This is a genomic window from Peribacillus sp. NPDC076916 (assembly GCF_050269675.1).
Taxonomy (GTDB): domain Bacteria; phylum Bacillota; class Bacilli; order Bacillales; family DSM-1321; genus Peribacillus; species Peribacillus aracenensis.
In genome coordinates this window covers 354,697-377,264 of record NZ_JBNNIU010000001.1, presented here as the reverse complement: position 1 = coordinate 377,264, position 22,568 = coordinate 354,697, and the positions used below count along the sequence as shown (strand labels likewise).

Below are 22,568 nucleotides of genomic sequence, written 5' to 3'. Positions count from 1 at the left end.
AAGAGGGGAACCAAATGAAAAAATTGGCAGGTTTATTGATTATAGTACTCGTTATATGTTTTGCTGCGTATGAATTTCAGGCCTCGGAGTCGGAAGATGTGCAAAGGGTGATGGCTTTTGGAGATTCATTAACCTATGGAAAAGGGGATAAGGATGGGGAAGGATATATAGAAGGCCTTGAGGATGAATTGAATAATCCACAATCGGAACAAAAAGTGAGTTTTTGGAATTACGGTATAAAAGGCCAGGAAACGGATGGGGTGATGAAACAGCTTGATGATTACCGCATTAAAACGAAACTTGATGAAGCAGATACTTTCATCGTTTTTATTGGAACGAATGACTTGATCAATAGTAACGGAGGGGACTTGGAGAAAATAAGTGACCGAAAAATCATTGAGGGGAAACAGGAGTATATCAACCATCTCAAAAAGATTACATCAACCTTGATAGAGGCAAACGATAAGGCGGATATTCTGGTAGTAGGACTATATAACCCAATAAAAGACAATCAAAAACTTGAAAAGGACATTCGTGATTATAACCTGTCAATAAAGGGAATAGCGGATAAAGATAAAAGGATGTTATTCATTCCTACAAATGATCTTTTTGAAGATAAAAAGAAAACAGAGTATTTCAGTGATAAGTTACATCCGAATGAAAAAGGGTATCAGCTCATTGCGAACCGGGTTTTGGAAAGTTATGATTTCAAATGAAAGCAAAAATGCACAGGAAGGCTTCCTGTGCATTTTTGCCCTCCAAGAAGTAGCTAGGAATTTGATATCGCTTTAAGTTGAGGGAACTGCAAGTCATGGAGTTGCTTGTATCTGCCGTTGTTTAGCAATAACTGTTCATGTGTTCCTTTTTCATGAACCTGCCCTTTTTCCAGAACGATAATTTGATCCGCATCATGAATGGTCGATAAACGATGTGCAATTACTATTGAAGTCCGGTTTTTCATTAAACGTGACAATGCTTGCTGGATCAAATGTTCGGATTCTGTATCCAAGGCCGCCGTTGCTTCATCGAGAATGATGATTTGCGGATTTTTCAAAAGTGCCCTAGCTATGGCAATGCGCTGTTTTTGTCCGCCTGAAAGCTTGACTCCGCGCTCTCCAATCTGTGAATCATAACCATCAGGAAAGGCACTGATAAAGTCATGCGCATTTGCCGCTTTGGCGGATTCGATGATTTCAGCATCTGTAGCATCAAGTTTGCCATACACGATGTTATCACGAATGGAGCCATTGAATAAAATGATATCCTGGGAAACAATCCCCATTTGTCCCCGTAATGATTTCAGTGACACATCCTTGATATCAAGACCATCCATTTTAATCATGCCATCTTGCGGATCATAAAATCGGATCAAAAGGCTCGTGATGGTCGATTTTCCAGCGCCAGAGGAGCCAACCAGAGCAGTTACTTGACCAGCTTTCATTGACAGGCTTAAATGGCTGAGGACAGGTACACTCTCATCATACGCAAAATCAACACATTGAAATTCAATTTTCCTTTTTATATAAGGGAGTTCGATGGCATTTTCCTTGTCACTTATTTCAGGTTGGGTTTCCAATATTTCAGTTATCCGCTCAAAGGCCGCGGCTGATTGCTGGACAATGCTGATGACCCGGCTAAAATTGCGAACGGGACTCTGCAGTAACCTCAAATAGGCGAGAAAGGCCACGATTAACCCTATTGTGAATTCACCTTCCATCACTTGCCAAGCACCGAACACAATGACTGCTACAAGACCGATATTGTTCAATAAATCAATTATCGGACCGAACATGGAGCGTAGCCGAACGGACTTAAGGTTTGCAGCCATATTTTCCTGATTACGCTCCGCAAACTTCCTTGATTCGAATTCTTCATTTGTAAAAGATTGAATGAGCCGCATTCCTGAAATGGAATCCTGTAACTGGTTGCTGATGTCTCCTGCGGAACTTTGCACAGACCTAAATGACATCCTGATGCGTTTACCGAATACCCTTGTGATATAGAACATGAAAGGGAATGTAAAAAGAAGGACAATGGTCAGCTTCCAATTAATGAAAAGCATATAAACCGCCACGGCAATGAAAGTCACCGTGTCAGTCAAGACTTGAAGCATGCTTGAAGAGATGAGCTGCTGCAGTAAATTGACATCATTGGTCAACCGCGACATTAAGTCACCAGTACGGTTTTTATCAAAGAATTTCATATCCAGTGTTTGAATATGGTCATACATGCTATTCCGTATATCCGTAATAGCCTTTTGACCGACCTTGGAAACGATATAGCTGTTAAAGTAGTTCAGTAAAGCCAATAAAATGGCAGCACAAAGAATACCTGCGCCAATCCAGATTAATGAGTCATATCTTTTTTCGGGAATGATTGTATCAATCGTAAACTGCGTCAACTGGGGGATGGAGAACTCAAGCAATGAAATGAAAAGCATGATACATAAAACCAAAGTGCAAAACTTCCACTTCGATGGGACCCGATTGAACATTTGTTTGAGCATCAACCATATGCTTCCTTTTGAGGGGATTGCATGCATGGTACTGCGGCCTTTGTGGCTGAATGGAATATGTCCTCCACTCATAGCGATCACTCCTATTTAGACTAACCTTGGTGTTTTGAAAGTCATTTGAATTAGATGAATTTTGCCTTTATGACTATCATAGAGCTTTTCAAAAAATAGACAACTTTTAAGCGGTTCATTTCAGTCAAAAAGTATAATTATTTTACACGTTCATATAGGACATGGAATAATTAAGGGAGATTAGCGAGGCTGATAAGAGGAGATGCTAAAAGTGAATGAAAATGAAAAAGTCAGGGAAGAACTTTTAAATGCGGTCATCGGTCTAACGGATGAACAGCTGAACACCCATCCTGAACCAGGAAGATGGAGCATCATGCAGGTTTTGGATCATTTATATTTAATGGAGAGGGCCATAACAAAGGGCATTTCCGATAAATTGAAAAGCGATGATAGCATTCCTGCTGTGGATAAACCGATCGAGCTTACTTTAAATCGTGAAATGAAGGTCCAGGCCCCGTCCTTTGTCATTCCGTCAGAATCATACCAAACTTTGAGTGAGATTAAGGAAAAGTTGTCCGAATCCCGAAAAGCTTTTGTACGGGTCGTTGACGATGTAAAGGAAATTGATCTCGAACAAAAATCTTTTCCACACCCTTTGTTTAAAGATTTAAGCTTGAAGCAATGGATCCCATTTGTGGGACTGCATGAAAAACGGCATTTATTGCAAATTGAAGAATTGAAAGCAAAGTTATAATAGAAGAAAAACTCATCCGTCTTTGGTTGAGTTTTTCATTTTCGGACAGATATTCGTAAAGGAAGGATTTTTCAGTGAAAGCCACTTGGGTAAGGACATGTTTGGTATTGGGCTTTTTCGGATTGATGCTAGGGCTCTTGTTCAAGTATATGCTTCCGCCTGATCTAGATGAAATCGAACTGACTGACGAGCTGAATCCGATCGTCGCCGAAAAAAAAGACGAGCTCATTCAACTGGCTAATGACAAAGGCATCCCGATTATCATTACGGCAGGGTTCCGGTCTGTAGCCGAGCAAAATGAACTCTATGAAAAGGGCAGATCAGGCTCGGGCAACATCGTAACGAATGCAAGAGGTGGCGAGTCTCTGCATAATTTCGGTTTGGCGATAGATTTTGCCCTCCTTAACAAACAAGGCGAGGCCATTTGGGATATGAATTATGACGGCAACGATAATGGAAAGCCGGATTGGATGGAAGTTGTAACCATCGCTAAAGGGTTAGGTTTTGATTGGGGTGGGGATTGGGCTGGGTTCAAGGATTATCCGCATTTACAAATGACATTTGGCTTGAACCTGCGTGAGCTGCAACAAGGCAAGCGGCCAAAAGCGCAGTGATAGTGGATGGTTTCTATGTATGCCGCATAAATTTTGACTTAAAGCAGGAAAATAAGCATGTGAATTGCTTTACAGGTAAGAATTCGATAAAGTGGAATAGTGAGAAATCAGACATAAAGGAGTGCAGTCACCATGGAAGAAACAAAATATTGCCGGGACTCTTTGGTCATAAAAACAAGCCTTGTCCTCCCGCCGGATACAAATAATATTGGTACGATGTTCGGAGGCAAATTAATGGCATATATTGATGATGTAGCGGCTATATCAGCCATGCGTCATGCGCGAAGCAACGTCGTTACGGCATCAACTGATTCTGTCGATTTCCTGCACCCTATTCACGAAGGAAATGCAGTTTGCCTTGAAAGCTTCGTGACTTATACGGGCAGAACATCAATGGAAATCATCGTAAAGGTGATTGCAGAGGATTTAGTTACAGGAGATCGGAATTTATGTGTCATTTCTTTCTTGACATTTGTTGCCATTAATGAAGAAGGTAAACCAATTCCGGTCCCGCGTTTGGTTCCTGAAACAGAGATGGAAATGAATTTAAATGAATCAGCAAAACAACGGGCACAAATAAGGAAAAAAAGAAGGGAAGATACACAGTTCATAGCAAGTACTTTCGGTGTGAAGCTGCCATGGACCGATCAATCGAAGCCTGGATTATATAAATAAGATACGCATTCCTTCAGCCTTCTTATTGATGATTTTAGACCAAATTCATTGTGATTTGGTCTTTTATTAAATGCCATTGGTTTTGGGGCATTATCCGGATGGGAAAGAAACGTGAAAAGACGCTTGGATAAGTCCAAGCGTCTTTTTTGTTAGGTTTGATCATATCACTTTTCAGTCATCGTTTGCTAAAATACCGAAGAAGCGCAAGATGTTAATGAATAGGTTAATGAAATCTAGATATAGATTCAAGGCCATGAGCGGTACTTCCTCGGCTGTTACCCCGTAATGCTTCATTCGGTTGAAATCATATAAAATATAACCACTGAAAACTAAAATCCCAATAAAGGAAAAGACCAGCATGGCTGTAGAGCTTAATGGAGAGAAAATGTTGAAAATGCTAATGACCACTAAAGCTAGCAAGGCTGCAAATAACATTCCGCCCAAGAAAGAAAGGTCCCTTTTGGTGGTTGTGGCATAAACCGCCAGTCCACCAAATACGACTGTCGTCGTAACACCTGCCAGAATCACCACATTTGCCCCTGCAGCGGCTAGGTAGTGTGCAATGATCGGATATGTCGTAATTCCTGAAATCAATGTGAAACTATACAAAAATGTATAACCGATGGCTTTTTTCCTCCGCAATATGAATGCTCCAATCAACATCGCGATCTCAAGTATCGCTAAGGGAAGAAACAAGGATGGCGGAACAAGTGTGCCGAGAGCCATCCCTAAGACGGAAACGGCAAGTGACATAGCGAACGTCCGCATGACGGACGGCATATATGTTTGTACAGTTTGTGAATACATTCAAACACCTCATCATATATTTTCTACCGTTTTCTACGAATCTGTTTTAAAAAGGTTTCATGCCATTTAATGAAAATAAAGTGTTTTTTTTTTTAGTATTGAAATATATATGAAATAATTACCTGTTTTATGATATCCTAACAAATGTACTAACTTTTCTGAAATATCAAAAAAATTCAATTTGAACCATTCTGCGGTATGTAGAACGACAAGGCCAATAAATAGATATGAACGTTAAGGTTATTATCTTGGAATAGTAAATTAATAATTATTGCTTCTTTACATTTAATCGGACTTCAAAACTTTACTGTATAACCGTTATAAAGGAAACGATTTTTTATTGCGGAAAATTATTCTTAAAGTTATAAAATATGAAAAAAATGTGATTATTTTCTATAAAACCTATTGTATAATTGTAAAAAATTGATTAAAATTCTAGATAATTATCAGAAGATTAATTATTTTCCCGATAAAATAGTTTAGGGGGAGCAAGAATGAAGAAAGCTATTTTGCAAATAGAGAACCTAACTACCTCATTTCGAATCGGCAACAAATATCATGCAGCGGTGGATGATGTTTCGTTTACGGTGAATGAAAATGAAATTGTAGCAGTTGTTGGAGAATCAGGTTGTGGAAAGAGTGCATTGGCCTTATCTATCATTCAATTACATAATAGGCAGAGAACGAAATCCGAAGGAAATATCAATTATAAAGATCAAAATCTACTAAAGTTGAATGATGTACAAATGAATAAAGTCCGGGGTAAGGAATTGGGGATGATATTCCAGGAACCTTTAACGGCTTTGAACCCGCTCATGACCATCGGAAAACAGATCGAGGAGAACCTTGATTACCATACTGAACTCTCAACTGCTGAAAAAAAGAACAGGACGATCGAACTTTTGACACAAGTGGGAATTCCATACCCTGAACGGACGTACAAGCAATATCCGCATGAGCTCTCGGGCGGAATGCGCCAAAGGGCAATGATCTCGATTGCCATTGCTTGCAACCCTGCACTGGTCATCGCCGATGAACCCACGACGGCACTGGATGTTACGATTCAAGCGCAAATACTTGATCTGCTGAAAGATATCCAGAGCAGGACAAGAATGGGGATCATCTTAATAACACACGATCTGAGCGTCGTAGCAGAGATCGCAGACAGGATCGTTGTCATGTATGCAGGTCAGGTAGTGGAAACGGGAAGTGTTAAAGAGATATTCAACAATCCGCTGCATCCATATACGAGGTCGTTATTAAATTCGATACCTTCTGCTGCAAACGAGAAAAACCGTTTGCACGTTATCGAAGGAATCGTTCCATCGATAGCGAAAATGGATCGGATAGGATGTCGCTTCCAAGATAGGATTCCTTGGATACCTAAACATGCGCATGAAGAGACACCCCGGCTTCACGATGTGGGCAACGATCATTTAGTGCGCTGTACCTGCTATAAAGAATTTTATTTTCAAGCTGAAGGAGATGCAACGGCCAATGACATTACTCAAATTAGATAATCTCAAAGTGCATTTTCCGATAAGGGGCGGTTTTTTTCGAAGGGTGGTCGATCACGTAAAGGCCGTGGACGGTGTTTCCTTGGAGTTGCAGCAAGGGGAAACATATGGTTTGGTCGGTGAATCCGGAAGCGGCAAGTCCACGACAGGCAAGGCAGTGGTCAAACTGAATGAGGTGACATCCGGACAAATCCTATTTGAAGGCAGGGATTTAGCCTCTCTAAGTAGAAGAGAAATTAAACCTTTCAGAAAAGATATACAAATGATTTTCCAAGACCCGTATTCATCATTGAATCCGAAGAAGAGGGTACTGGACATCATTGCCGAACCGCTGAGGAACTTCGAACGGTTATCCCCTTCAGAGGAAAGGAAAATCGTACAGGACTTCTTGGACAAAGTCGGACTGAGTCCTGAATCGATTCACAAGTATCCTCATGAATTTTCAGGGGGGCAGCGGCAGCGGATTGGGATTGCCCGATCATTGACATTGAAACCTAAACTGATCATTGCGGATGAACCGGTGTCAGCATTGGATGTTTCCGTTCAGGCACAGGTATTGAATTTTCTTCAGGATCTCCAACAAGAGTTCAATTTGACTTATTTATTTGTCGGGCATGATTTAGGCGTAATCCGGCATATGTGTGACCGGATGGGTGTTATGTATCGCGGTAGATTGGTAGAGGAAGGCAAAAGTGAGGAAATCTATGAAAATCCCCAACATATATACACGAAGCGCCTGATTGCGGCCATTCCGGATTTAGAGCCGGAAGTTCGCCAAGATAAAGTGCAGCTTAGAAAAAAACTCACCTCGGAATATGAGTCTACCTACTCAAAATATTTCGATGAGAATGGACGTGCTTACGATTTGAAGCCAATCTCATCAACACATAGAGTCGCAATACAATAAGGAGGTGGAAGGACTATGTGGAAGTTTATCCTAAGACGATTATTAGTAATGATCCCGCAGCTCTTTTTATTGAGCATCATCGTTTTCATGATGGCAAAAGCAATGCCCGGAGATGCACTGTCAGGCCAGGAAATCAATCCTAGGGCCAATCCAGCCGAGCTTGAAAGGGTCAGGGAAGAGCTGGGTTTGAATGACCCTTGGTACCAACAATATTTAAGGTGGGCATCCAATGCAGTACAGGGGGATTTCGGTATTTCCTATACACATAAGACGCCCGTCATGGATGTGATCGAAGACAGGCTTTGGAACACAGTGTTCCTGGCGTTGGTCACGCTGATCTTTACATATATGCTTGCTATTCCATTAGGCATACTTAGCGGAAGGTATAACGATACCTGGGTGGATAAAACCGTTACGGGATATAGCTATTTAGGATTTGGCACGCCGATTTTCATTTTTGCTTTAATCATGTTATTCGTTTTCGGCTTTGCCCTGGATTGGTTCCCGTCTGGGGGCAGTGTCGATTCAAAAGTGGATGAAGGAACATTCGCCTATGTTGTAAGCAAGATCAATCATTTGATTTTACCAGCTTTAAGTACAGCTTTAATTGCAACAACAAGTACGATCCAATATTTGCGTAATGAAATCATCGATAATAAAATCAAGGATTTCGTAAGGACAGCGCGTTCGAAGGGAGTGCCTGAATCAAAAGTTTATTCACGGCATATCCTGAGAAATTCCTTTTTACCGATAGCAGCATTCTTAGGTTATGAAATTACTGGATTGGTCGGCGGCGCGGTCATAATCGAAACCATTTTCAGTTATCCGGGTCTTGGGCAGCTTTTCCTTAGTTCGGTGAGTCTGCGGGATTTCAGTGTTGTCACGGCCATCGTCATGATGACGGGATTTGCCACTCTGCTTGGCACCCTTCTTTCGGACATCATACTTAGTGCGGTCGATCCGCGCATACGGATAGAATAGGAGCGGGGTGAGTCATATGGAAATGAAAGTGGAATCCGGAAAGAACATACAAGTTAACGATGTAAGCCCTTCAGGAATCAATATCATCTGGCAGGAAATCAAAAGGGATAAGCTTGCAATGGGCTCCTTGATTACATTGGCTGCTATATTGATTTTCGTTTATGGCGCGGCTTTCTTCATGGATGCCAAAGAAATTGCCAAGGTCGATTTCCTCTCCATTTATTTGGAGCCATCTTCAGACTATTGGCTTGGAACCGATTATGGTGGCCGGGATGTATTCGGCCAACTGATAGTAGGTACCAGGAATTCATTCACGATCAGTTTATTCATTACATTATTCACGGCTATCATCGGTTTATCATTAGGGCTTATTGCTGGTTATTTCGGCGGGGCAACCGATAATGTGATCATGCGTATTATCGATTTCGTGATTGCCCTGCCGCAAATGATGTTCATCATCGTTGTAGTCACGATTGTGCCGATCTTCAATGTATATGTTTTCATTTTAATCATGACGATGTTTTTATGGACAGGAAAGGCACGGCTGATTCGTTCGAAGGCTTTGTCTGAGCGTGAGCTGGATTATATCCACGCCTCACAGACACTGGGGACACCACATTGGAAAATCATCCTGTTTCAGCTTCTGCCCAATGTCAGTTCGTTGATCATCGTCAACTTCATTTTGAACCTTGCAGGCAATATTGGCCTAGAATCCAGTTTGACTTTCTTAGGGTTCGGTCTTCCGGAGAGCACACCGAGTTTAGGGACGCTCATCAGTTATGCTCGAAATCCAGATGTTCTGGAAAACAAGTGGTGGATATGGGTACCCGCATCACTCATGATTCTAGTGTTGATGCTGAGTATAAATTTCGTTGGCCAAGCGTTAAAACGCGCCGCCGATGCAAGACAAAGAAGAGGATAAAAAAAGGGGAGTGTAGGATATGAAAATCAAAAGCTATAGTAAGGTATTAAGTGCATTGGCCATTTCGTCTCTAATGCTTGCTGCATGTTCGAATGATACGGAGAAAACGTCAACGAAAGAGAAAAAAGGGAAAGATGTCGAACAGGTCGATACCTCTAAATTCCCAACAAAGACGACGAATCAAGGGGAGCCGATTAAAGGCGGCCATTTGACATATGGTTTGGTATCCGATACCCCGTTTGAAGGGATATTAAACAAAGTTTTCTATCAAGGCGAACCAGATCATCAAATTATCACTTTCCTGGATGATGAAGATTTATTGGATACAGACGAAAACTATGTGTTCACGAATGAAGGGGCCGCTTCCTATGAGATTTCAGACGATCATAAAACGGTTACGCTAATGTAAATTGGCAAGATGGAAAACCTGTGACAGGTGCAGATTTAGAATATGCATATCTTGTCATAGGCAGCAAAGATTACAAAGGTGTACGCTATGATGAACAAATGGCATTAATCGAGGGTATGGAAGAGTATCATGAAGGGAAAGCGGATAAGATTTCAGGCATTAAAGTCGACGGCAAGAAAATCACTTTCACATTCAAAAAAGCGAATCCTTCCGTCACGACTGGATTATGGACATACCCGCTTCATAAAGAATACTTAAAAGATGTTCCGATTGCAGAGTTGGAATCATCGGATAAAATCCGTAAAAATCCGATTGGCTTTGGACCATTCAAAGTGAAGAAAATCGTTCAAGGGGAAGCAGTCGAATTTGAAGCGAATAAAGATTATTACCGCGGTGCACCTAAATTGGACAGTGTCACATTAAAAGTCGTGAATCCGTCCGTTGTCGTCAAGTCACTTAAAAATGGTGACCTCGATGTAGCAGAGGTCCTGGCAGAGCAATATGAACAGGCCAAGGAATTGGATAATGTCGAATTATTGGGGAAAGTTGAATTGGCTTATTCCTATATTGGTTTCAATTTCGGCTACTATGATAAAGAAAAAGAAGAAAATATTATGGATGAGAATCCTAAATTCGGAGACAAACGCCTTCGTCAGGCGATGGCATATGCCATCAATAATGAAGAAGTTGGCGAAAAGATGTACAAGGGCCTTCGCTTCCCTGCTAACTCTGTCATTACACCGAACTTTAAATATAATAATAAAGATGTAAAACCATATGAATATGATCCTGAAAAAGCAAAAAAACTTTTGGATGAAGCAGGATTTGTAGATACGAATAAGGATGGCATTCGTGAAGATGCAGATGGAAAAGAGTTCAAGATCAATTTTGCTTCCATGAGCGGTTCCGATGTTTCCGAGCCTCTTGCAAGGTATTATATCCAACAATGGGAACAAGTAGGTTTGGACGTTGAATTGCAGGATGGTAGGCTGCATGAGTTCAATTCATTCTATGACCTTTTGAAAAAGGATAATGACAAAGTTGATATTTACCAAGCTGCATGGGGAGTAGCTTCCGATCCGGATCCATCAGGCTTATGGTCTAGATCTGCAGAATTTAACTATACCCGCTGGGTGAATGAAAAAAATGATGAGCTTCTTGCTAAAGGGATTTCTGAGGAAGCCTTTGATGATCAATATCGGATCGACACGTATAATGAGTGGCAAGAATTGATCCATGATGAGGTTCCGGTCATTCCGACATTATTCCGTTATCAATTGGCAGGAGTGAATGAACGCGTTACAGGTTATGATTATCTCGCAGGCCGCCAATATCAGTGGCATAATGTGGGTGTAACGAAATAATTTAATTGATGACTATCGACTGCCTTTATGGGCGGTCGATTTTTTTGCGTTTCGATGAAGTGGATAAAGGTTATATAGATAATAGTAAGTAATTGGAAGGGTGATATTGATGGAAGTGAGAAATCCTAATGAAACAAAGAGAGAGTTAGAAATATTGTTTACTGAATCGGTTGGCCGATTACTGAAGCCTCTTGAAGAGGAAATCATTACTGACATTGTAGCCTATCCAGACGAAAAGAGAATTGCCTTCTTGGAATATATGAAGGAAATGTCCAACAAACAAAGACAGTTGAAGTAAGTTGAACTTTCATCATGAAGGAGGTTTTTTTATGGGAAACGAAGAAATGAGCAGATACAAAGTATGGCGCGAAAAGTGGAAAAGAAAAGTTAATATGGAGAATTTAGCATTATATGGGATTTCGTCATTAGTTATGGCCATCTTGCCTGTTCTGGCTCATATGAGTTAAATCGATTAAAGGACCGTCTTTTGGCGGTCTTTTAATATGTTAAAAGTTGCCATGAAAAGATATAATGAACAAGAGGAAAGGAGAGATATGCATGAGTGTTATCAAAGAGGAAGAAATCGTATCTTACATAAAAGAATTGGTGTCCATACCCAGCCCCTCCGGTTATACAGATCAAGCCATTAAATACGCGGCCGATTTCATGGAGCAAAGGAAGGTTCCTTACAAGGTCACGAATAAAGGGGCATTGCTTGCTTCATTAAAAGGGGAAGATGATGGCAAACATCGATTGTTGACTGCCCATGTCGATACTCTGGGTGCCATGGTAAAGGAAATCAAGGCAAATGGCCGCCTTAAATTGACGATGATCGGCGGTTTTCGCTGGAACTCAGTCGAAGGGGAGTATTGTAAAATTCACACAGCTGACGGAGCAATTATCACCGGGACCATATTAATCAATCAGACCTCTGTCCACGTATATAAAAATGCCGGGGATGCCAAGCGTGATGATGAGACAATTGAGGTCCGGATAGATGCTGTCGTGAAAACAAAAGCGGAAACTGAAGCGATTGGCATTTCTGTTGGAGATTTTGTCTCCTTCGAGCCAAGGGTGGAAGTTACGGATACTGGCTTTTTGAAATCAAGGCATTTGGATGATAAAGCAAGCGTCGGCATCCTGCTTCATATCATTGACCTCATTTCCGCAGGAAAGATAAAATTGGCATATACGACCCATTTCCTGATTTCAAACAATGAAGAAATAGGTTATGGCGGCAATTCCAATATCCCTGAGAAAACAGTCGAATATCTAGCTGTCGATATGGGAGCGATCGGTGACGGACAATCAACGGATGAATTCAGCGTTTCCATTTGTGCGAAAGACTCCTCGGGTCCTTATCATTATAAATTACGTCAGCATCTAGTCGCCCTTTCCAAAGCAAATGCTGTCGACTATCGCGTCGATATTTATCCATATTATGGTTCGGACGCTTCCGCTGCAATCCGGGCAGGATATGATGTCGTACATGGTCTGATCGGACCGGGGATCGATGCTTCACATGCCTTCGAGCGGACGCATGTCTCTTCATTAAAGCATACAGCCAATCTGATTTTGCATTATATCCAATCAGAGTTGGCTTAATCGTAAAAAAGCCCGCACTCATATCAGATGAGTGCGGGCTTTTCCTGTTTTTAGCGAAAGTTTCATTATACTCGTGAGTTTCTGCGTAATACTCGTGAATTTCGTTGTTTTATTCTTGAATTACGTTCAAATACTCGTGAATGACAAATTATAATGATAATTCTTGTGGAGGTTCCCCATTGTTGTTCATCAACCGAATGCTTTCCGGTTTAATTTGAAGGATTAAATAATTGGGATCTTTCGGACCTTCGAACCAATCTTCAAATGATTCATTCCATAATTTATCCTTTAGTTCCTGTGAGTCGTTTATTTTCGAGGTACCTGAGATTTCCAGGTAGGAATCGCCTAATCCTTCATTATCATAGCCGATCAGAATATGAACATTAGGATTCTTTTCAATTTCATCAATTTTTTCCGTCTTTCCACTCGTTGGTGTGTATAAAGTTAATTCATCGTTAAAGAATGTCATATAGCGCGAATGTGGTTTGTTGTTTTCAACTGTCGATAAAACTCCTATTTTATGATCACGAATGATGTTCAATACTTTTTCTTTTATTTGGGTTTGGCTCATTTTTGCACACTCCTTTTATTTTTTACTCTATTACTTTTCCTCTTTTTCCTTTAAGTTAAACAAAATTATGCAGTTTGCCATTTTTATGAATGAAGACTGAAAGAAGTTGCCATACTAGTCATTATGTGTTCTGTTTCATGATGTTAATCAATCCATTTGTAAAGGTGAGTATGATGAATGAATTGTGGTGAATTACTTATCATTGGAGGGGCAGAGGATAAGTGCCTTGAAGGTGAAGTATTAAATAAATTTGTCGAGCTTGCAGCCCATAACGACGGCGGAATAGGAATATTGCCTTCAGCAAGTGAAATTCCTGAGGAAGTGAGTGCAGAGTATATCAAGATCTTCAGGAATTTAGGCGTGAACAGGGTGGAAGTGATCAAGCTGGATTCAAGGCAGGATGCAGACGATCCAGAAATTTGTGAACAGCTGAAATCTTTTTCAGCTATCTTCATTTCAGGGGGAAACCAAAGCCGATTGTCTGAACTGATTGGTAAAACCAAGTTCCACGATGCCCTTTCTAAAGCCTGGCATAAAGGAATGGTGATAGCAGGGACAAGTGCTGGCGCTTCGATTTTAGGTAAGTATATGATCGTCGCTGCTGACACGATGCTGAATGACAATAAATTAAAGGTTGAAATTGGAGTAGGTTTCGGCTTCCTTGACGGCCTGATAATCGATCAACATTTTTCCCAGCGTGGCCGCTTTGACCGTCTGTTAAGTGCGATAGCAGGGAAAAAAGAAATTATGGGTATTGGCATTGATGAAAATACAGCAATTTTAGTTAAAGACGGTCATTTTGAAGTTGTTGGCCAACATCAAGTATTGGTTCTTGATGGCAGCACCAGTGATTATATCAGTATCACAACTTCTGATAATGGCAGTGAAGAGTTGACTCTTTCGGGATTTAACCTTCATGCCCTAACAAGGGGATACCGTTTTGACCTGCTTACCAGGAAATTGTTGATGAAAAAGGGGATCCAACAATGAAGATCAATCGAGTCCGTTATTTAAAAGGACCTAATTATTTTGCTTATACACCTACGATTTGCATTGAATTGGATATAGGGAAACTTGAACAGAAACCATCTGATTCAATACCTGGATTCAATGAAAAATTGTTAAAGACGCTCCCGAACTTGGGAAGCCATACATGTTCAAAAGGGTATCGAGGCGGTTTCGCCGAAAGGCTGAGAAAAGGAACATGGATGGGACATATATTGGAGCATATGACGATTGAGCTTCAAAACTTGGCCGGAATCGAAGCCATTCGTGGAAAAACGATAATGATGGAAAAAAAAGGTGTTTATTATGTTACCTTTGACTATCAGGAGCCTCACTCAGGTTTTCAAGCTTTTTTAGCAGCAAAAGATATCGTGGAAGCGATCCTGAGTGGTGAAAAACTTATAAATGTACAATCTTATGTAAAACAAATAGAGCAGTTATATTATAAAAATAAACTGGGGCCAAGTACCGAAGCCATTTTTAAGGCAGCGCAGGCAAAAGATATCCCTGTCGAGCGAATGGGTGATGAAAGCTTACTGCGTTTAGGAACCGGTGCAAGGCAGAAGTATGTCCAGGCAACAATATCTAGCCAAACTTCGAATATTGCCGTTGAGAATTCATGTGACAAATCATTGACCAAATCAATTTTAAGAGGATGTGGCCTCCCTGTACCTGAAGGGGAAGTTGCCCATTCGATTGAAGATATCTTTGCCTCGGCGGACAGGCTGGGTTTTCCACTGGTCATAAAACCGTATAATGGAAGACAGGGGCAAGGTGTCATCACTCATATCAAAAATAAGGATGAGCTATTCAATGTAATTAATTGTTTGGAGTTGCATGTGGAGAAGTACATAGTCGAACGGCATATTGAAGGACATGATTATCGGTTACTGATAGTCAACGGAGAACTTATCGCCGCTAGTTTGAGGCTTCCTCCCTATGTTATTGGAAACGGTAAGGAAACGATACGCAGTTTGATAGAAAAGGAAAATTGTAATGAGTTGCGGGGAGAAGGTCATGAAAAGCCGATGTCAAAAATCCCGCTTACACATACCGTGACATGCTACTTGGAAAAATCGAATCGGACGCTCGAAACCATTCCGAATCAAGGGGAATTGGTTCAAGTTGTGGGCAATGCAAATCTTTCGACTGGTGGAAAGGCAATCGATGTAACGGACCAGGTTCACCCCACCATAAAAAATATGGCTGTTGCTGCCGCGAAAGCGATTGGTTTGGATATAGCCGGAATAGATTTTATCTGTGAGGATATATCAAAGCCAATCGAACATTCAAGGACTGCGATTATTGAAGTGAATGCTGCACCGGGAATTCGAATGCATCATTATCCGAGTGAAGGAAAAAAAAGGGATGTAGGCAAAGCCATTGTCGATTACTTATTTCCGACTAGGGAAGAGGCTGCTATACCGATCATCGCAGTGACCGGAACAAATGGAAAGACGACAACGACGCGATTGGTTCATTATTTTCTTACTAATGAAAAAACAAAGGTTGGCATGACAAATTCTGATGGAGTATATATCGGCGATGAGGTATTGGATCAAGGTGACTGCAGTGGCCCTGTCAGTGCAAGAATGGTATTGGCCCATCCTGAAGTTGATGTAGCCGTATTGGAAACGGCCCGGGGCGGAATTCTGCGTGAAGGTCTGGCTTTTCGGAAATGTGATGTGGGGATCATCACCAATGTAAGTGAGGATCACCTCGGCCGTGATGGAATCGATACATTGGATGATCTCATAAAATTAAAGAGGCTGATTGCCGAAGTCGTAATGAAAACAGGTTATTGTGTGCTGAATGCAGATGATCCGAATGTAGCTGCCATGAACGCCTATACAGATGGGGAGGTCATTTACACCTCTACAGATGCCACCCAGCCTCACGTTAAGGCTGCGATTAATGGTGGATGTAAAGTTTGGTTCGTCAATGAACAAGGCGTGATTTGTCATTCATCTGATGGAGTCATCCATCCATTCATGGATTGCACCGTTATTCCAATTACGATTTCCGGCATGGCACGTCATAATATCGCCAATTTACTTCAGGCGTTAGCCGCAGCCGAAACACAAGGCGTTTCAATGGAAGAACTAAGAAGGAAGGCTGCCACATTTATGCCTGATACGAATTTGTCCAAAGGACGTTTCAATTTAAAGAAGTTGAAAGAGCGCACGATCATCATCGACTATGCTCATAATGAAGCTGGATTGAAGGCTATATTCGAAACGGTCAGTGCCTATAATAAAAATCGTCTAATCACTGTTTTGGCAGGACCAGGGGATCGTATTAATGAAGAGCTTACCAGGCTCTCCAAGGTGGCGGCCATGAATTCTGATCTATTCATCATTAAAGAAGATGATGATTTACGTGGAAGGGAACCGTACGAAGTAGCCGGGCTGCTTCAGGAAGCTGCCGTAGAAGCTGGGTTACAGAAAAATCGGATATTCATCGAACCTAATGAATTGGACGCATTCATAAAAGCCTGGGAAACATCACAACCGGGTGACCTATTATTGTTCTTTTACACGGATTTCGAATATGTAGAGAGGTTTTTCGAAAAGGTTTCAACTAATCCACTGCCGAAGAAATAAAAGAACGTGCATTCCGCCCTGCGGAGTGCACGTTCTAATAATTTCCTTCCCCATATAGTAGAATAAGAATGGCTGCTAGTCTCAGCTTGGTACGTATAGGTACTAAAAGCATTCATAGTTTAAAACAAGAGATCTCAAAAAGTAAGAATGAAGAAGTACGTTTTTGGGCTAGTTGGGCTTTAGCCATGATTGATTCTAGTGAAATCGATAAAGATTCAATAGCAATCCTAGTCAAGTTCATTAATTAACTCAGGAACTGCTATAGAGGCTTTTTCTCCTATTTCTCCTAAAACAACAATTGCCATCGTTTTTAAATCACTGTTTTCATTATTTCTGAGCATTTCTCTTAAGATTGGAATTGCTTGTTCTCCCATGGAGCCAATTGTTTGTAAACCTTTTAATGAATCGTGTTGATTAGTACTTATTAAAAGTTGATTTATTTCTGAAGTAATTAGTTCCTTATTATTATCCCAATTAGATTCTCCTTTCTAAACTTATATGAAATAATTCGATAAAACTAATACAAAACTTTTAATAGTTGAAATTAGGTAAATAAATCGGATACATTCATTTAAATTTCTTTTTTTCATTCATATGTGCAGGCGCGTCAAATAATCCTTCTTTCTAGTTTAAATCAAGAGAATGAGACTACTGATATTGTTATAAAACTCATGAGGTTATAAATGAATGAAGTTGTTATTCACACAGTAGGACTGTGTGATGCTGAGAATAGTATTTAAAAGAGCAGAGCACTTTGAAAAGGAATTGGATCAGTATATTTATTACTATAACCACAAACGTATGTAGGGAAAATTAAAAGACCTGAGTCCGATAGAAGATCGAACTCAGGTCTTAGAAGATAATTAAACTATATGTCTAACTTTATTGGGTCAGATCAGTTTGTCTACAGTATGAGCTAACCCAAGTGGATTAGCTTTTTTTGATAACCGTTTCATTTGCAGCCGGGACAGCGGCATGGTCTTTTTTATATATTCGCTGAAGCACGATTGACTGAACAATCATGAATATACCTCCGATCGACCAATACAGCGGCAATGCAGCAGGAGCAGAGAAAGAAATGAATAAAATCATTGCTGGTGAGAGCAGGCTCATCAGCTTCATTTGTTTCTGCTGTTCTTCCGGCATTTGTCTCATGGAAATGACCGATTGGAAGTAATAAATGACACCAGCAATAATCGCCATGGCAATATTCGGCTGGCCAAGACTGTACCAAAGGAAATTATGGGTCGCAATTTCATGGGAACCTTGAATCGCATAATAAAAGCCCATTAGAATCGGCATTTGAATCAAGAGCGGCAGACATCCCATGTTTAAAGGATTGACTCCATGCTTTTGGTAAAGCTGCATCATTTCCTGCTGAAGGGCCTTTTGTTTAGCTGGATCTTTCGTCTCTTTGATTTTCTGCTGGATTGCTGTCATTTCCGGTTTCAGCCCATTCATCTTCGTTTTCATGCTAAGCTGTGTTTTATATTGCTTGGCAGTCAGTGGAAGCAAGACAAGGCGAATCAAAAATGTCATCATGATGATGCTTAAACCATAGTTGCCATTAAATAAATGAGCATTAAATTCTAGCATTTTTGTCATCGGGTTAACCAATGCAGTATGAAATGGTCCGCTCGTTGCTGCTGAGCAACCTGTCAAAAGGGTCGTTGCCAAAAATAGGACGGCAATTAAAAGCATGTTTTTCTTATTCAATATAATTTCCTCCTCGAATTGTTATTGTTTAAACAACGAGAAGGAGGCTTGGCTCATCGGAATCATCTGGTGAATCCTTGTGCCGGATAAATGTGAAAAAGCGCTGTGCACCGCGCCAGTCAAAAATGTTGCCTTTCTGAACTGGGGATTTACTTTTATCTGTATGGACGGAAGCTTGATATTTGTCGTTCAAGAGTGATTGCTTTTTATTTAAGAAGTAAAACGCAGCCAGTGGAAAGACAAAGGTAAATAAGTAACCTGCCCATACCGCATGGCGAACGGTCTGATAATCGAATTCTAATAATAATTCCCACATAGGAATCCCTCGTTTTTTCTAAGATAAGAAAATTTAGTTCGGTTGGTCCCCAAAAACGATTTCGGGACTGGAATAAGTTTAAATCATTAAGAACACTATATCAAATTCTAGTACAAGAATGCCAAAAAATATAGGGATTTTTTCAAAAAATAAACAGGGAATATTTTCTGGTGCATCAATTTATGATTAAAGTTCATATAGAACCTGGATTTGAGAGCGAAGATTTCACACATGGTCATTCGTCCACATACGGATAAAAGGTGGCTCAATTCATTCGAAAAACAGAACCACCATAATGGTACTGAAAATAATTTATATCAAAATGCACATCCCCGAAGCATGGATAATCCATTAAGAAATCAAATAATGGAAGTAAGGATTCTGCCTGGCCCGCCCGGTCCGTCCTACAGAGGAGGACCGCTCATATAGCTCCGCCTTTATTTATTCCACAACTTCACGATGGAATGTATAAGGCAATTGACGCTGGTTCAATGAATGGGCGCTTTTACCAACATACTTATGTATGGCTTAAGAATGTCCGCTCATTTTGTTTTTCCCCCAACTTGTCGGTTAAATTCCGTGGCAGGTTATCGATGGTGACGGGGCGACAGCGATGGCCTATTATGGTACGGGTGGGCATGAGATACGATCATTTCAATGTTATTAAAAAAAAAATCCGCATTTGCGGATTGTTCAGTCGACATAGGGGGAGTTCGAAATGGTCTCACCCCGAACCATGATTATAAAAGAAGACTTGAAATGAAACCCTGACTGGATTGGAGGAATTTGCAATACCCCTACCGAATAGCTGGCTAGTCAAGATCTCGCTAGATGTTGAAAGGGGAGGAGTTCTTAAATCAACTGGAACGTTTATAAAGAAAAACACTTTCAAAGTTTCAATCCAAGAAATAATCAGGAAAATCAGAAATGATGCCATCTACCTGCATCTTTTTGAACATGCGCATTTGTTTTTTATTGTTGACGGTCCATGTATATACTTTCATACCATGCTTTTGGATTCGCATTTGCAGCTTCGTACTTAAAATCGTTTGCTTTGGATTCAAAAATGATGCAAATTCGGCAATCTCTTTTAATTTTTGGTCATTAATTCGCCGTTTAATCAAAACGCCCACTTGTATGTCCGGCATTAATTGATGAAACCTTTTCATGGATTCCATATCGAACGAATGTACCATTATCCTATTTTTACTTGTTGAATATTCTCGGAATTTCTCTAATTCTTCTGCAAGTTTTTGTTCAATGCCAGGATAAGCAGATGGATGTTTTATTTCGATTAAGATTCCAACTTCTGACCCGAAATTCTCCAATACCTCACTCAGTAAAGGAATCCTCTCATTCTTATAGCGAGAATGATACCAGCTTCCTGCATCCAATTCCTTTAATTCGGCTGCCGTGTAATTACGGAGGCTCCCTTTGCCGTTTGTGGTTCGATCCAGTGTGGGATCATGATGAACCACAAGTACATCATCTTTACTAAGATGGATATCCACTTCCAGGAAATCAGCTCCCAATTCAATTGCTTTAATATAAGATGCCATTGTATTCTCGGGGCAATATCCAGATGCACCGCGATGTCCAATTTTAAGGGGGGAATGCTGCATTATGAAGCTTTCAGGGAAATCGCTCTTTGATCTTTTAGCGTAGATAGCGAACAGTACAAGTATGGTTAACAAGATAATAAGAATAAATGCAATCATCTTTTACACTCCTATTAGGCACATTATTTTAAATATCCTTTACCCAAACTTAAAGAATATAAAGAAGAAGTCAGCAGCTCAGCCTCATTTCATAATTTTACATGTTAGCCAGGAAAAAATCATGTTTTACACAATGTTATAATCCAGGCTTAAAGGATTTATTGGAAAGGTATGGAATACATATAATTTAAGCATCTATAAAGGAGGGAAAGCGGATGGAATTGCAGGTGAAACCGAAGTCTAAAAAATGGAAGGGGAATTTTGGTTTGTATTTTTCCCTGCCCATTCTCTCTTGGGCGTTTTACGATTTTGCCAATACGATTTTTTCTTCTAATATCAATACGATTTTCTTTCCATTCTTCCTCCAGGAACAGATTGGGGAAAATGCCGTTCTTGATCAGATTGCAAGTACCTTCATCTCCTACGCTAATGCGATTGCCAGTTTGTTTCTTGTTTTATTTTCCCCGCTGTTCGGAGTCATGATCGATCGAACGGGAAAAATGAAAAAATACATTATAATTTTTACACTCATTTCTGTTGTATGTACATTTTTAATGGGGGTATTTGGAGGGGCTCCGTTCGAAGGAAAGCTTCTGGGCATTCCAATTTCTTTAGCAATCGTCATTCTTTTATTTGTGATAGCAAAGTTTTTCTATCATTCGAGTCTTGTTTTCTATGATACGATGATGAGTGATTTAGGCACGAAACAGCAATTGCCGCTTATATCAGGATTTGGAGTGGCGGTAGGCTATCTTGGAACGTTAGTGGGACTGTCGATCTATCCATTCATTAGTAAGGGGAGTTCACATGAAGCCTTTATTCCGACGGCCATTTTATTTCTGGTTTTTTCCCTTCCTTTATTCTTTTTTTTAAAAGAGACTCCAAAACAACAAAAAGCGAAACAACCTTTTTTATCAGGTTATAAGGAAATTAAATCAACATTTAAAGAGATGCAATCTTATCGATCGGTTTTTACATTCATGATTGCTTATTTCTTTTTAAACGATGCAATTGCAACCACTATCGGCATGATGGCCGTATATGCCAAGACTGTTGTTGGATTTTCCTCAAGCGGATTCATTTTGCTTTACTTGGTATCGACAGTTTCGAGTATTGCCGGATCGTTTCTGTTTGGATATATCACGCAGTCGAAGGGTCCGCGACTAGCTGTGACATATGTGGGAGTTCTGCTCTTGGTCGCTTTATTTATTGCAGTCTTCGCACAAACGGCTCTTTGGTTCTGGATTGCAGGGAGTATGTTCGGCATTTCACTAGGTTCGATGTGGGTGACATCACGGACATATATCGTTGAATTGACCCCGGTAGGGAAAAGGGGGCAATTTTTTGGACTATTTGCATTTTCCGGAAAAGTTTCTTCCATAATCGGTCCGCTTTTATATGGGACGATAACGTTGGTATTCCATGACCTCGGTACATTGGCGAGCCGGATGGCATTAGGGTCACTGATCATCATGACAGTAATAGGCCTGGGCTTTCTTTTGAAGCTGAAGGGATTGGAAGAAGTGAAATAGTAAAAAGGGAATGGAGCCGGCCTTA

General features: G+C 40.5%; 22 protein-coding genes and 1 pseudogene. 16 read left to right on the top strand and 7 right to left on the bottom strand.

Features of this window, described 5'->3' with window-relative positions; all coding sequences use genetic code 11:
* Positions 1-14: 14 nt before the first annotated feature.
* The gene (locus tag ACQKFG_RS01890) at positions 15-716 is read left to right on the top strand and encodes a GDSL-type esterase/lipase family protein (RefSeq protein ID WP_192203799.1); all 702 of its coding nucleotides are present in this window, start codon (positions 15-17) and stop codon (positions 714-716) included.
* A gap of 53 nt (positions 717-769) precedes the next feature.
* Here ACQKFG_RS01890 and ACQKFG_RS01885 read toward each other — a convergent pair whose 3' ends face one another.
* Positions 770-2,587 carry an ABC transporter ATP-binding protein gene (locus tag ACQKFG_RS01885; RefSeq protein ID WP_427555765.1) on the bottom strand — a complete coding sequence of 606 codons (1,818 nt, stop codon included), beginning with the start codon at positions 2,585-2,587 and terminating at the stop codon, positions 770-772.
* A gap of 202 nt (positions 2,588-2,789) precedes the next feature.
* Here ACQKFG_RS01885 and ACQKFG_RS01880 point away from each other — a divergent pair, with 202 nt between their 5' ends.
* The 3 genes from ACQKFG_RS01880 (at position 2,790) to ACQKFG_RS01870 (ending at position 4,570) form a co-directional block, all read left to right on the top strand.
* Positions 2,790-3,281, top strand: coding sequence for a DinB family protein (locus ACQKFG_RS01880; protein ID WP_349728898.1), 492 nt, complete (start codon positions 2,790-2,792; stop codon positions 3,279-3,281).
* Positions 3,282-3,406: 125 nt separating this feature from the next.
* Positions 3,407-3,895 (top strand): M15 family metallopeptidase, encoded by a 489-nt coding sequence (locus ACQKFG_RS01875; protein WP_192208185.1) that lies wholly within the window; start codon positions 3,407-3,409, stop codon positions 3,893-3,895.
* Positions 3,896-4,027: 132 nt separating this feature from the next.
* Positions 4,028-4,570, top strand: a complete 543-nt coding sequence (locus ACQKFG_RS01870; RefSeq protein WP_192203801.1) for an acyl-CoA thioesterase — start codon at positions 4,028-4,030, stop codon at positions 4,568-4,570.
* 171 nt (positions 4,571-4,741) lie between these two features.
* Here ACQKFG_RS01870 and ACQKFG_RS01865 read toward each other — a convergent pair whose 3' ends face one another.
* Positions 4,742-5,377 carry a Bax inhibitor-1/YccA family protein gene (locus ACQKFG_RS01865; protein ID WP_427555761.1) on the bottom strand — a complete coding sequence of 212 codons (636 nt, stop codon included), beginning with the start codon at positions 5,375-5,377 and terminating at the stop codon, positions 4,742-4,744.
* A gap of 494 nt (positions 5,378-5,871) precedes the next feature.
* Between ACQKFG_RS01865 and ACQKFG_RS01860 the strand changes: the two genes are divergently transcribed.
* The 8 genes and pseudogenes from ACQKFG_RS01860 to ACQKFG_RS01825 all read left to right on the top strand — a co-directional run bounded on the left by ACQKFG_RS01860 (position 5,872) and on the right by ACQKFG_RS01825 (position 13,082).
* Positions 5,872-6,897 carry an ABC transporter ATP-binding protein gene (locus tag ACQKFG_RS01860; RefSeq protein WP_427555758.1) on the top strand — a complete coding sequence of 342 codons (1,026 nt, stop codon included), beginning with the start codon at positions 5,872-5,874 and terminating at the stop codon, positions 6,895-6,897.
* A complete protein-coding gene (locus ACQKFG_RS01855; RefSeq protein WP_427555755.1) occupies positions 6,875-7,801 on the top strand; it encodes an ABC transporter ATP-binding protein in 927 nt (308 codons plus the stop codon). The genes ACQKFG_RS01860 and ACQKFG_RS01855 overlap by 23 nt, the downstream gene beginning before the upstream one ends.
* A gap of 15 nt (positions 7,802-7,816) precedes the next feature.
* Positions 7,817-8,782, top strand: a complete 966-nt coding sequence (gene opp4B, locus ACQKFG_RS01850; RefSeq protein ID WP_342615305.1) for an oligopeptide ABC transporter permease — start codon at positions 7,817-7,819, stop codon at positions 8,780-8,782.
* 22 nt (positions 8,783-8,804) lie between these two features.
* On the top strand, positions 8,805-9,704 hold the full coding sequence (locus ACQKFG_RS01845; RefSeq protein WP_427556724.1) for an ABC transporter permease: 900 nt from the start codon (positions 8,805-8,807) through the stop codon (positions 9,702-9,704).
* 19 nt (positions 9,705-9,723) lie between these two features.
* Positions 9,724-11,477 (top strand): annotated as a pseudogene (gene opp4A, locus ACQKFG_RS01840) (oligopeptide ABC transporter substrate-binding protein).
* Positions 11,478-11,586: 109 nt separating this feature from the next.
* Positions 11,587-11,775: a hypothetical protein gene (locus ACQKFG_RS01835; protein ID WP_192203807.1), complete on the top strand. Its 189-nt coding sequence runs from the start codon at positions 11,587-11,589 to the stop codon at positions 11,773-11,775.
* Positions 11,776-11,806: 31 nt separating this feature from the next.
* On the top strand, positions 11,807-11,944 hold the full coding sequence (locus ACQKFG_RS01830) for a hypothetical protein (protein WP_192203808.1): 138 nt from the start codon (positions 11,807-11,809) through the stop codon (positions 11,942-11,944).
* 91 nt (positions 11,945-12,035) lie between these two features.
* Positions 12,036-13,082: a M42 family metallopeptidase gene (locus tag ACQKFG_RS01825; protein WP_427555751.1), complete on the top strand. Its 1,047-nt coding sequence runs from the start codon at positions 12,036-12,038 to the stop codon at positions 13,080-13,082.
* A 148-nt stretch (positions 13,083-13,230) separates the two neighbouring features.
* On the opposite strand, the gene ACQKFG_RS01820 is transcribed toward ACQKFG_RS01825, so the two are convergent.
* Positions 13,231-13,653, bottom strand: coding sequence for a pyridoxamine 5'-phosphate oxidase family protein (locus tag ACQKFG_RS01820; protein WP_192203810.1), 423 nt, complete (start codon positions 13,651-13,653; stop codon positions 13,231-13,233).
* 177 nt (positions 13,654-13,830) lie between these two features.
* Here ACQKFG_RS01820 and ACQKFG_RS01815 point away from each other — a divergent pair, with 177 nt between their 5' ends.
* The gene (locus ACQKFG_RS01815; protein ID WP_349729564.1) at positions 13,831-14,643 is read left to right on the top strand and encodes a cyanophycinase; all 813 of its coding nucleotides are present in this window, start codon (positions 13,831-13,833) and stop codon (positions 14,641-14,643) included.
* On the top strand, positions 14,640-17,261 hold the full coding sequence (gene cphA, locus ACQKFG_RS01810; protein WP_427555746.1) for a cyanophycin synthetase: 2,622 nt from the start codon (positions 14,640-14,642) through the stop codon (positions 17,259-17,261). The genes ACQKFG_RS01815 and cphA overlap by 4 nt, the downstream gene beginning before the upstream one ends.
* A 227-nt stretch (positions 17,262-17,488) precedes the next feature.
* Here the strand turns inward: cphA and ACQKFG_RS01805 are convergent, their stop codons facing one another.
* Positions 17,489-17,635, bottom strand: coding sequence for a hypothetical protein (locus tag ACQKFG_RS01805; RefSeq protein ID WP_427555744.1), 147 nt, complete (start codon positions 17,633-17,635; stop codon positions 17,489-17,491).
* 346 nt (positions 17,636-17,981) lie between these two features.
* On the opposite strand from ACQKFG_RS01805, the gene ACQKFG_RS01800 reads away from it, so the two are divergent.
* A complete protein-coding gene (locus ACQKFG_RS01800) occupies positions 17,982-18,068 on the top strand; it encodes an IS3 family transposase (RefSeq protein WP_353618332.1) in 87 nt (28 codons plus the stop codon).
* 123 nt (positions 18,069-18,191) lie between these two features.
* Here ACQKFG_RS01800 and yidC read toward each other — a convergent pair whose 3' ends face one another.
* The 3 genes from yidC to ACQKFG_RS01785 all read right to left on the bottom strand — a co-directional run bounded on the left by yidC (position 18,192) and on the right by ACQKFG_RS01785 (position 21,011).
* Complete coding sequence (gene yidC / locus ACQKFG_RS01795) at positions 18,192-18,977, bottom strand: membrane protein insertase YidC (protein ID WP_342615307.1); 786 nt, start codon at positions 18,975-18,977, stop codon at positions 18,192-18,194.
* 28 nt (positions 18,978-19,005) lie between these two features.
* A complete protein-coding gene (locus ACQKFG_RS01790) occupies positions 19,006-19,293 on the bottom strand; it encodes a hypothetical protein (RefSeq protein WP_192203815.1) in 288 nt (95 codons plus the stop codon).
* Positions 19,294-20,189: 896 nt separating this feature from the next.
* A complete protein-coding gene (locus tag ACQKFG_RS01785; RefSeq protein ID WP_349729568.1) occupies positions 20,190-21,011 on the bottom strand; it encodes a glycerophosphodiester phosphodiesterase in 822 nt (273 codons plus the stop codon).
* 215 nt (positions 21,012-21,226) lie between these two features.
* Here ACQKFG_RS01785 and ACQKFG_RS01780 point away from each other — a divergent pair, with 215 nt between their 5' ends.
* Entirely contained in the window at positions 21,227-22,543 is a 1,317-nt protein-coding gene (locus ACQKFG_RS01780; RefSeq protein WP_192203817.1) for an MFS transporter, read from the top strand.
* Positions 22,544-22,568 lie beyond the last annotated feature (25 nt).

What these genes read in the sequence shown, in the direction of transcription:
- ACQKFG_RS01890 (WP_192203799.1), top strand. Translation starts at nt 15, where the DNA reads ATGAAAAAATTGGCAGGTTTATTGATTATAGTACTCGTTATATGTTTT.
- ACQKFG_RS01885 (WP_427555765.1), bottom strand. Translation starts at nt 2,587, where the DNA reads ATGAGTGGAGGACATATTCCATTCAGCCACAAAGGCCGCAGTACCATG.
- ACQKFG_RS01880 (WP_349728898.1), top strand. Translation starts at nt 2,790, where the DNA reads ATGCTAAAAGTGAATGAAAATGAAAAAGTCAGGGAAGAACTTTTAAAT.
- ACQKFG_RS01875 (WP_192208185.1), top strand. Translation starts at nt 3,407, where the DNA reads ATGCTAGGGCTCTTGTTCAAGTATATGCTTCCGCCTGATCTAGATGAA.
- ACQKFG_RS01870 (WP_192203801.1), top strand. Translation starts at nt 4,028, where the DNA reads ATGGAAGAAACAAAATATTGCCGGGACTCTTTGGTCATAAAAACAAGC.
- ACQKFG_RS01865 (WP_427555761.1), bottom strand. Translation starts at nt 5,377, where the DNA reads ATGTATTCACAAACTGTACAAACATATATGCCGTCCGTCATGCGGACG.
- ACQKFG_RS01860 (WP_427555758.1), top strand. Translation starts at nt 5,872, where the DNA reads ATGAAGAAAGCTATTTTGCAAATAGAGAACCTAACTACCTCATTTCGA.
- ACQKFG_RS01855 (WP_427555755.1), top strand. Translation starts at nt 6,875, where the DNA reads ATGACATTACTCAAATTAGATAATCTCAAAGTGCATTTTCCGATAAGG.
- opp4B (WP_342615305.1), top strand. Translation starts at nt 7,817, where the DNA reads ATGTGGAAGTTTATCCTAAGACGATTATTAGTAATGATCCCGCAGCTC.
- ACQKFG_RS01845 (WP_427556724.1), top strand. Translation starts at nt 8,805, where the DNA reads ATGAAAGTGGAATCCGGAAAGAACATACAAGTTAACGATGTAAGCCCT.
- ACQKFG_RS01835 (WP_192203807.1), top strand. Translation starts at nt 11,587, where the DNA reads ATGGAAGTGAGAAATCCTAATGAAACAAAGAGAGAGTTAGAAATATTG.
- ACQKFG_RS01830 (WP_192203808.1), top strand. Translation starts at nt 11,807, where the DNA reads ATGGGAAACGAAGAAATGAGCAGATACAAAGTATGGCGCGAAAAGTGG.
- ACQKFG_RS01825 (WP_427555751.1), top strand. Translation starts at nt 12,036, where the DNA reads ATGAGTGTTATCAAAGAGGAAGAAATCGTATCTTACATAAAAGAATTG.
- ACQKFG_RS01820 (WP_192203810.1), bottom strand. Translation starts at nt 13,653, where the DNA reads ATGAGCCAAACCCAAATAAAAGAAAAAGTATTGAACATCATTCGTGAT.
- ACQKFG_RS01815 (WP_349729564.1), top strand. Translation starts at nt 13,831, where the DNA reads ATGAATTGTGGTGAATTACTTATCATTGGAGGGGCAGAGGATAAGTGC.
- cphA (WP_427555746.1), top strand. Translation starts at nt 14,640, where the DNA reads ATGAAGATCAATCGAGTCCGTTATTTAAAAGGACCTAATTATTTTGCT.
- ACQKFG_RS01805 (WP_427555744.1), bottom strand. Translation starts at nt 17,635, where the DNA reads ATGGGAGAACAAGCAATTCCAATCTTAAGAGAAATGCTCAGAAATAAT.
- ACQKFG_RS01800 (WP_353618332.1), top strand. Translation starts at nt 17,982, where the DNA reads ATGCTGAGAATAGTATTTAAAAGAGCAGAGCACTTTGAAAAGGAATTG.
- ACQKFG_RS01790 (WP_192203815.1), bottom strand. Translation starts at nt 19,293, where the DNA reads ATGTGGGAATTATTATTAGAATTCGATTATCAGACCGTTCGCCATGCG.
- ACQKFG_RS01785 (WP_349729568.1), bottom strand. Translation starts at nt 21,011, where the DNA reads ATGATTGCATTTATTCTTATTATCTTGTTAACCATACTTGTACTGTTC.
- ACQKFG_RS01780 (WP_192203817.1), top strand. Translation starts at nt 21,227, where the DNA reads ATGGAATTGCAGGTGAAACCGAAGTCTAAAAAATGGAAGGGGAATTTT.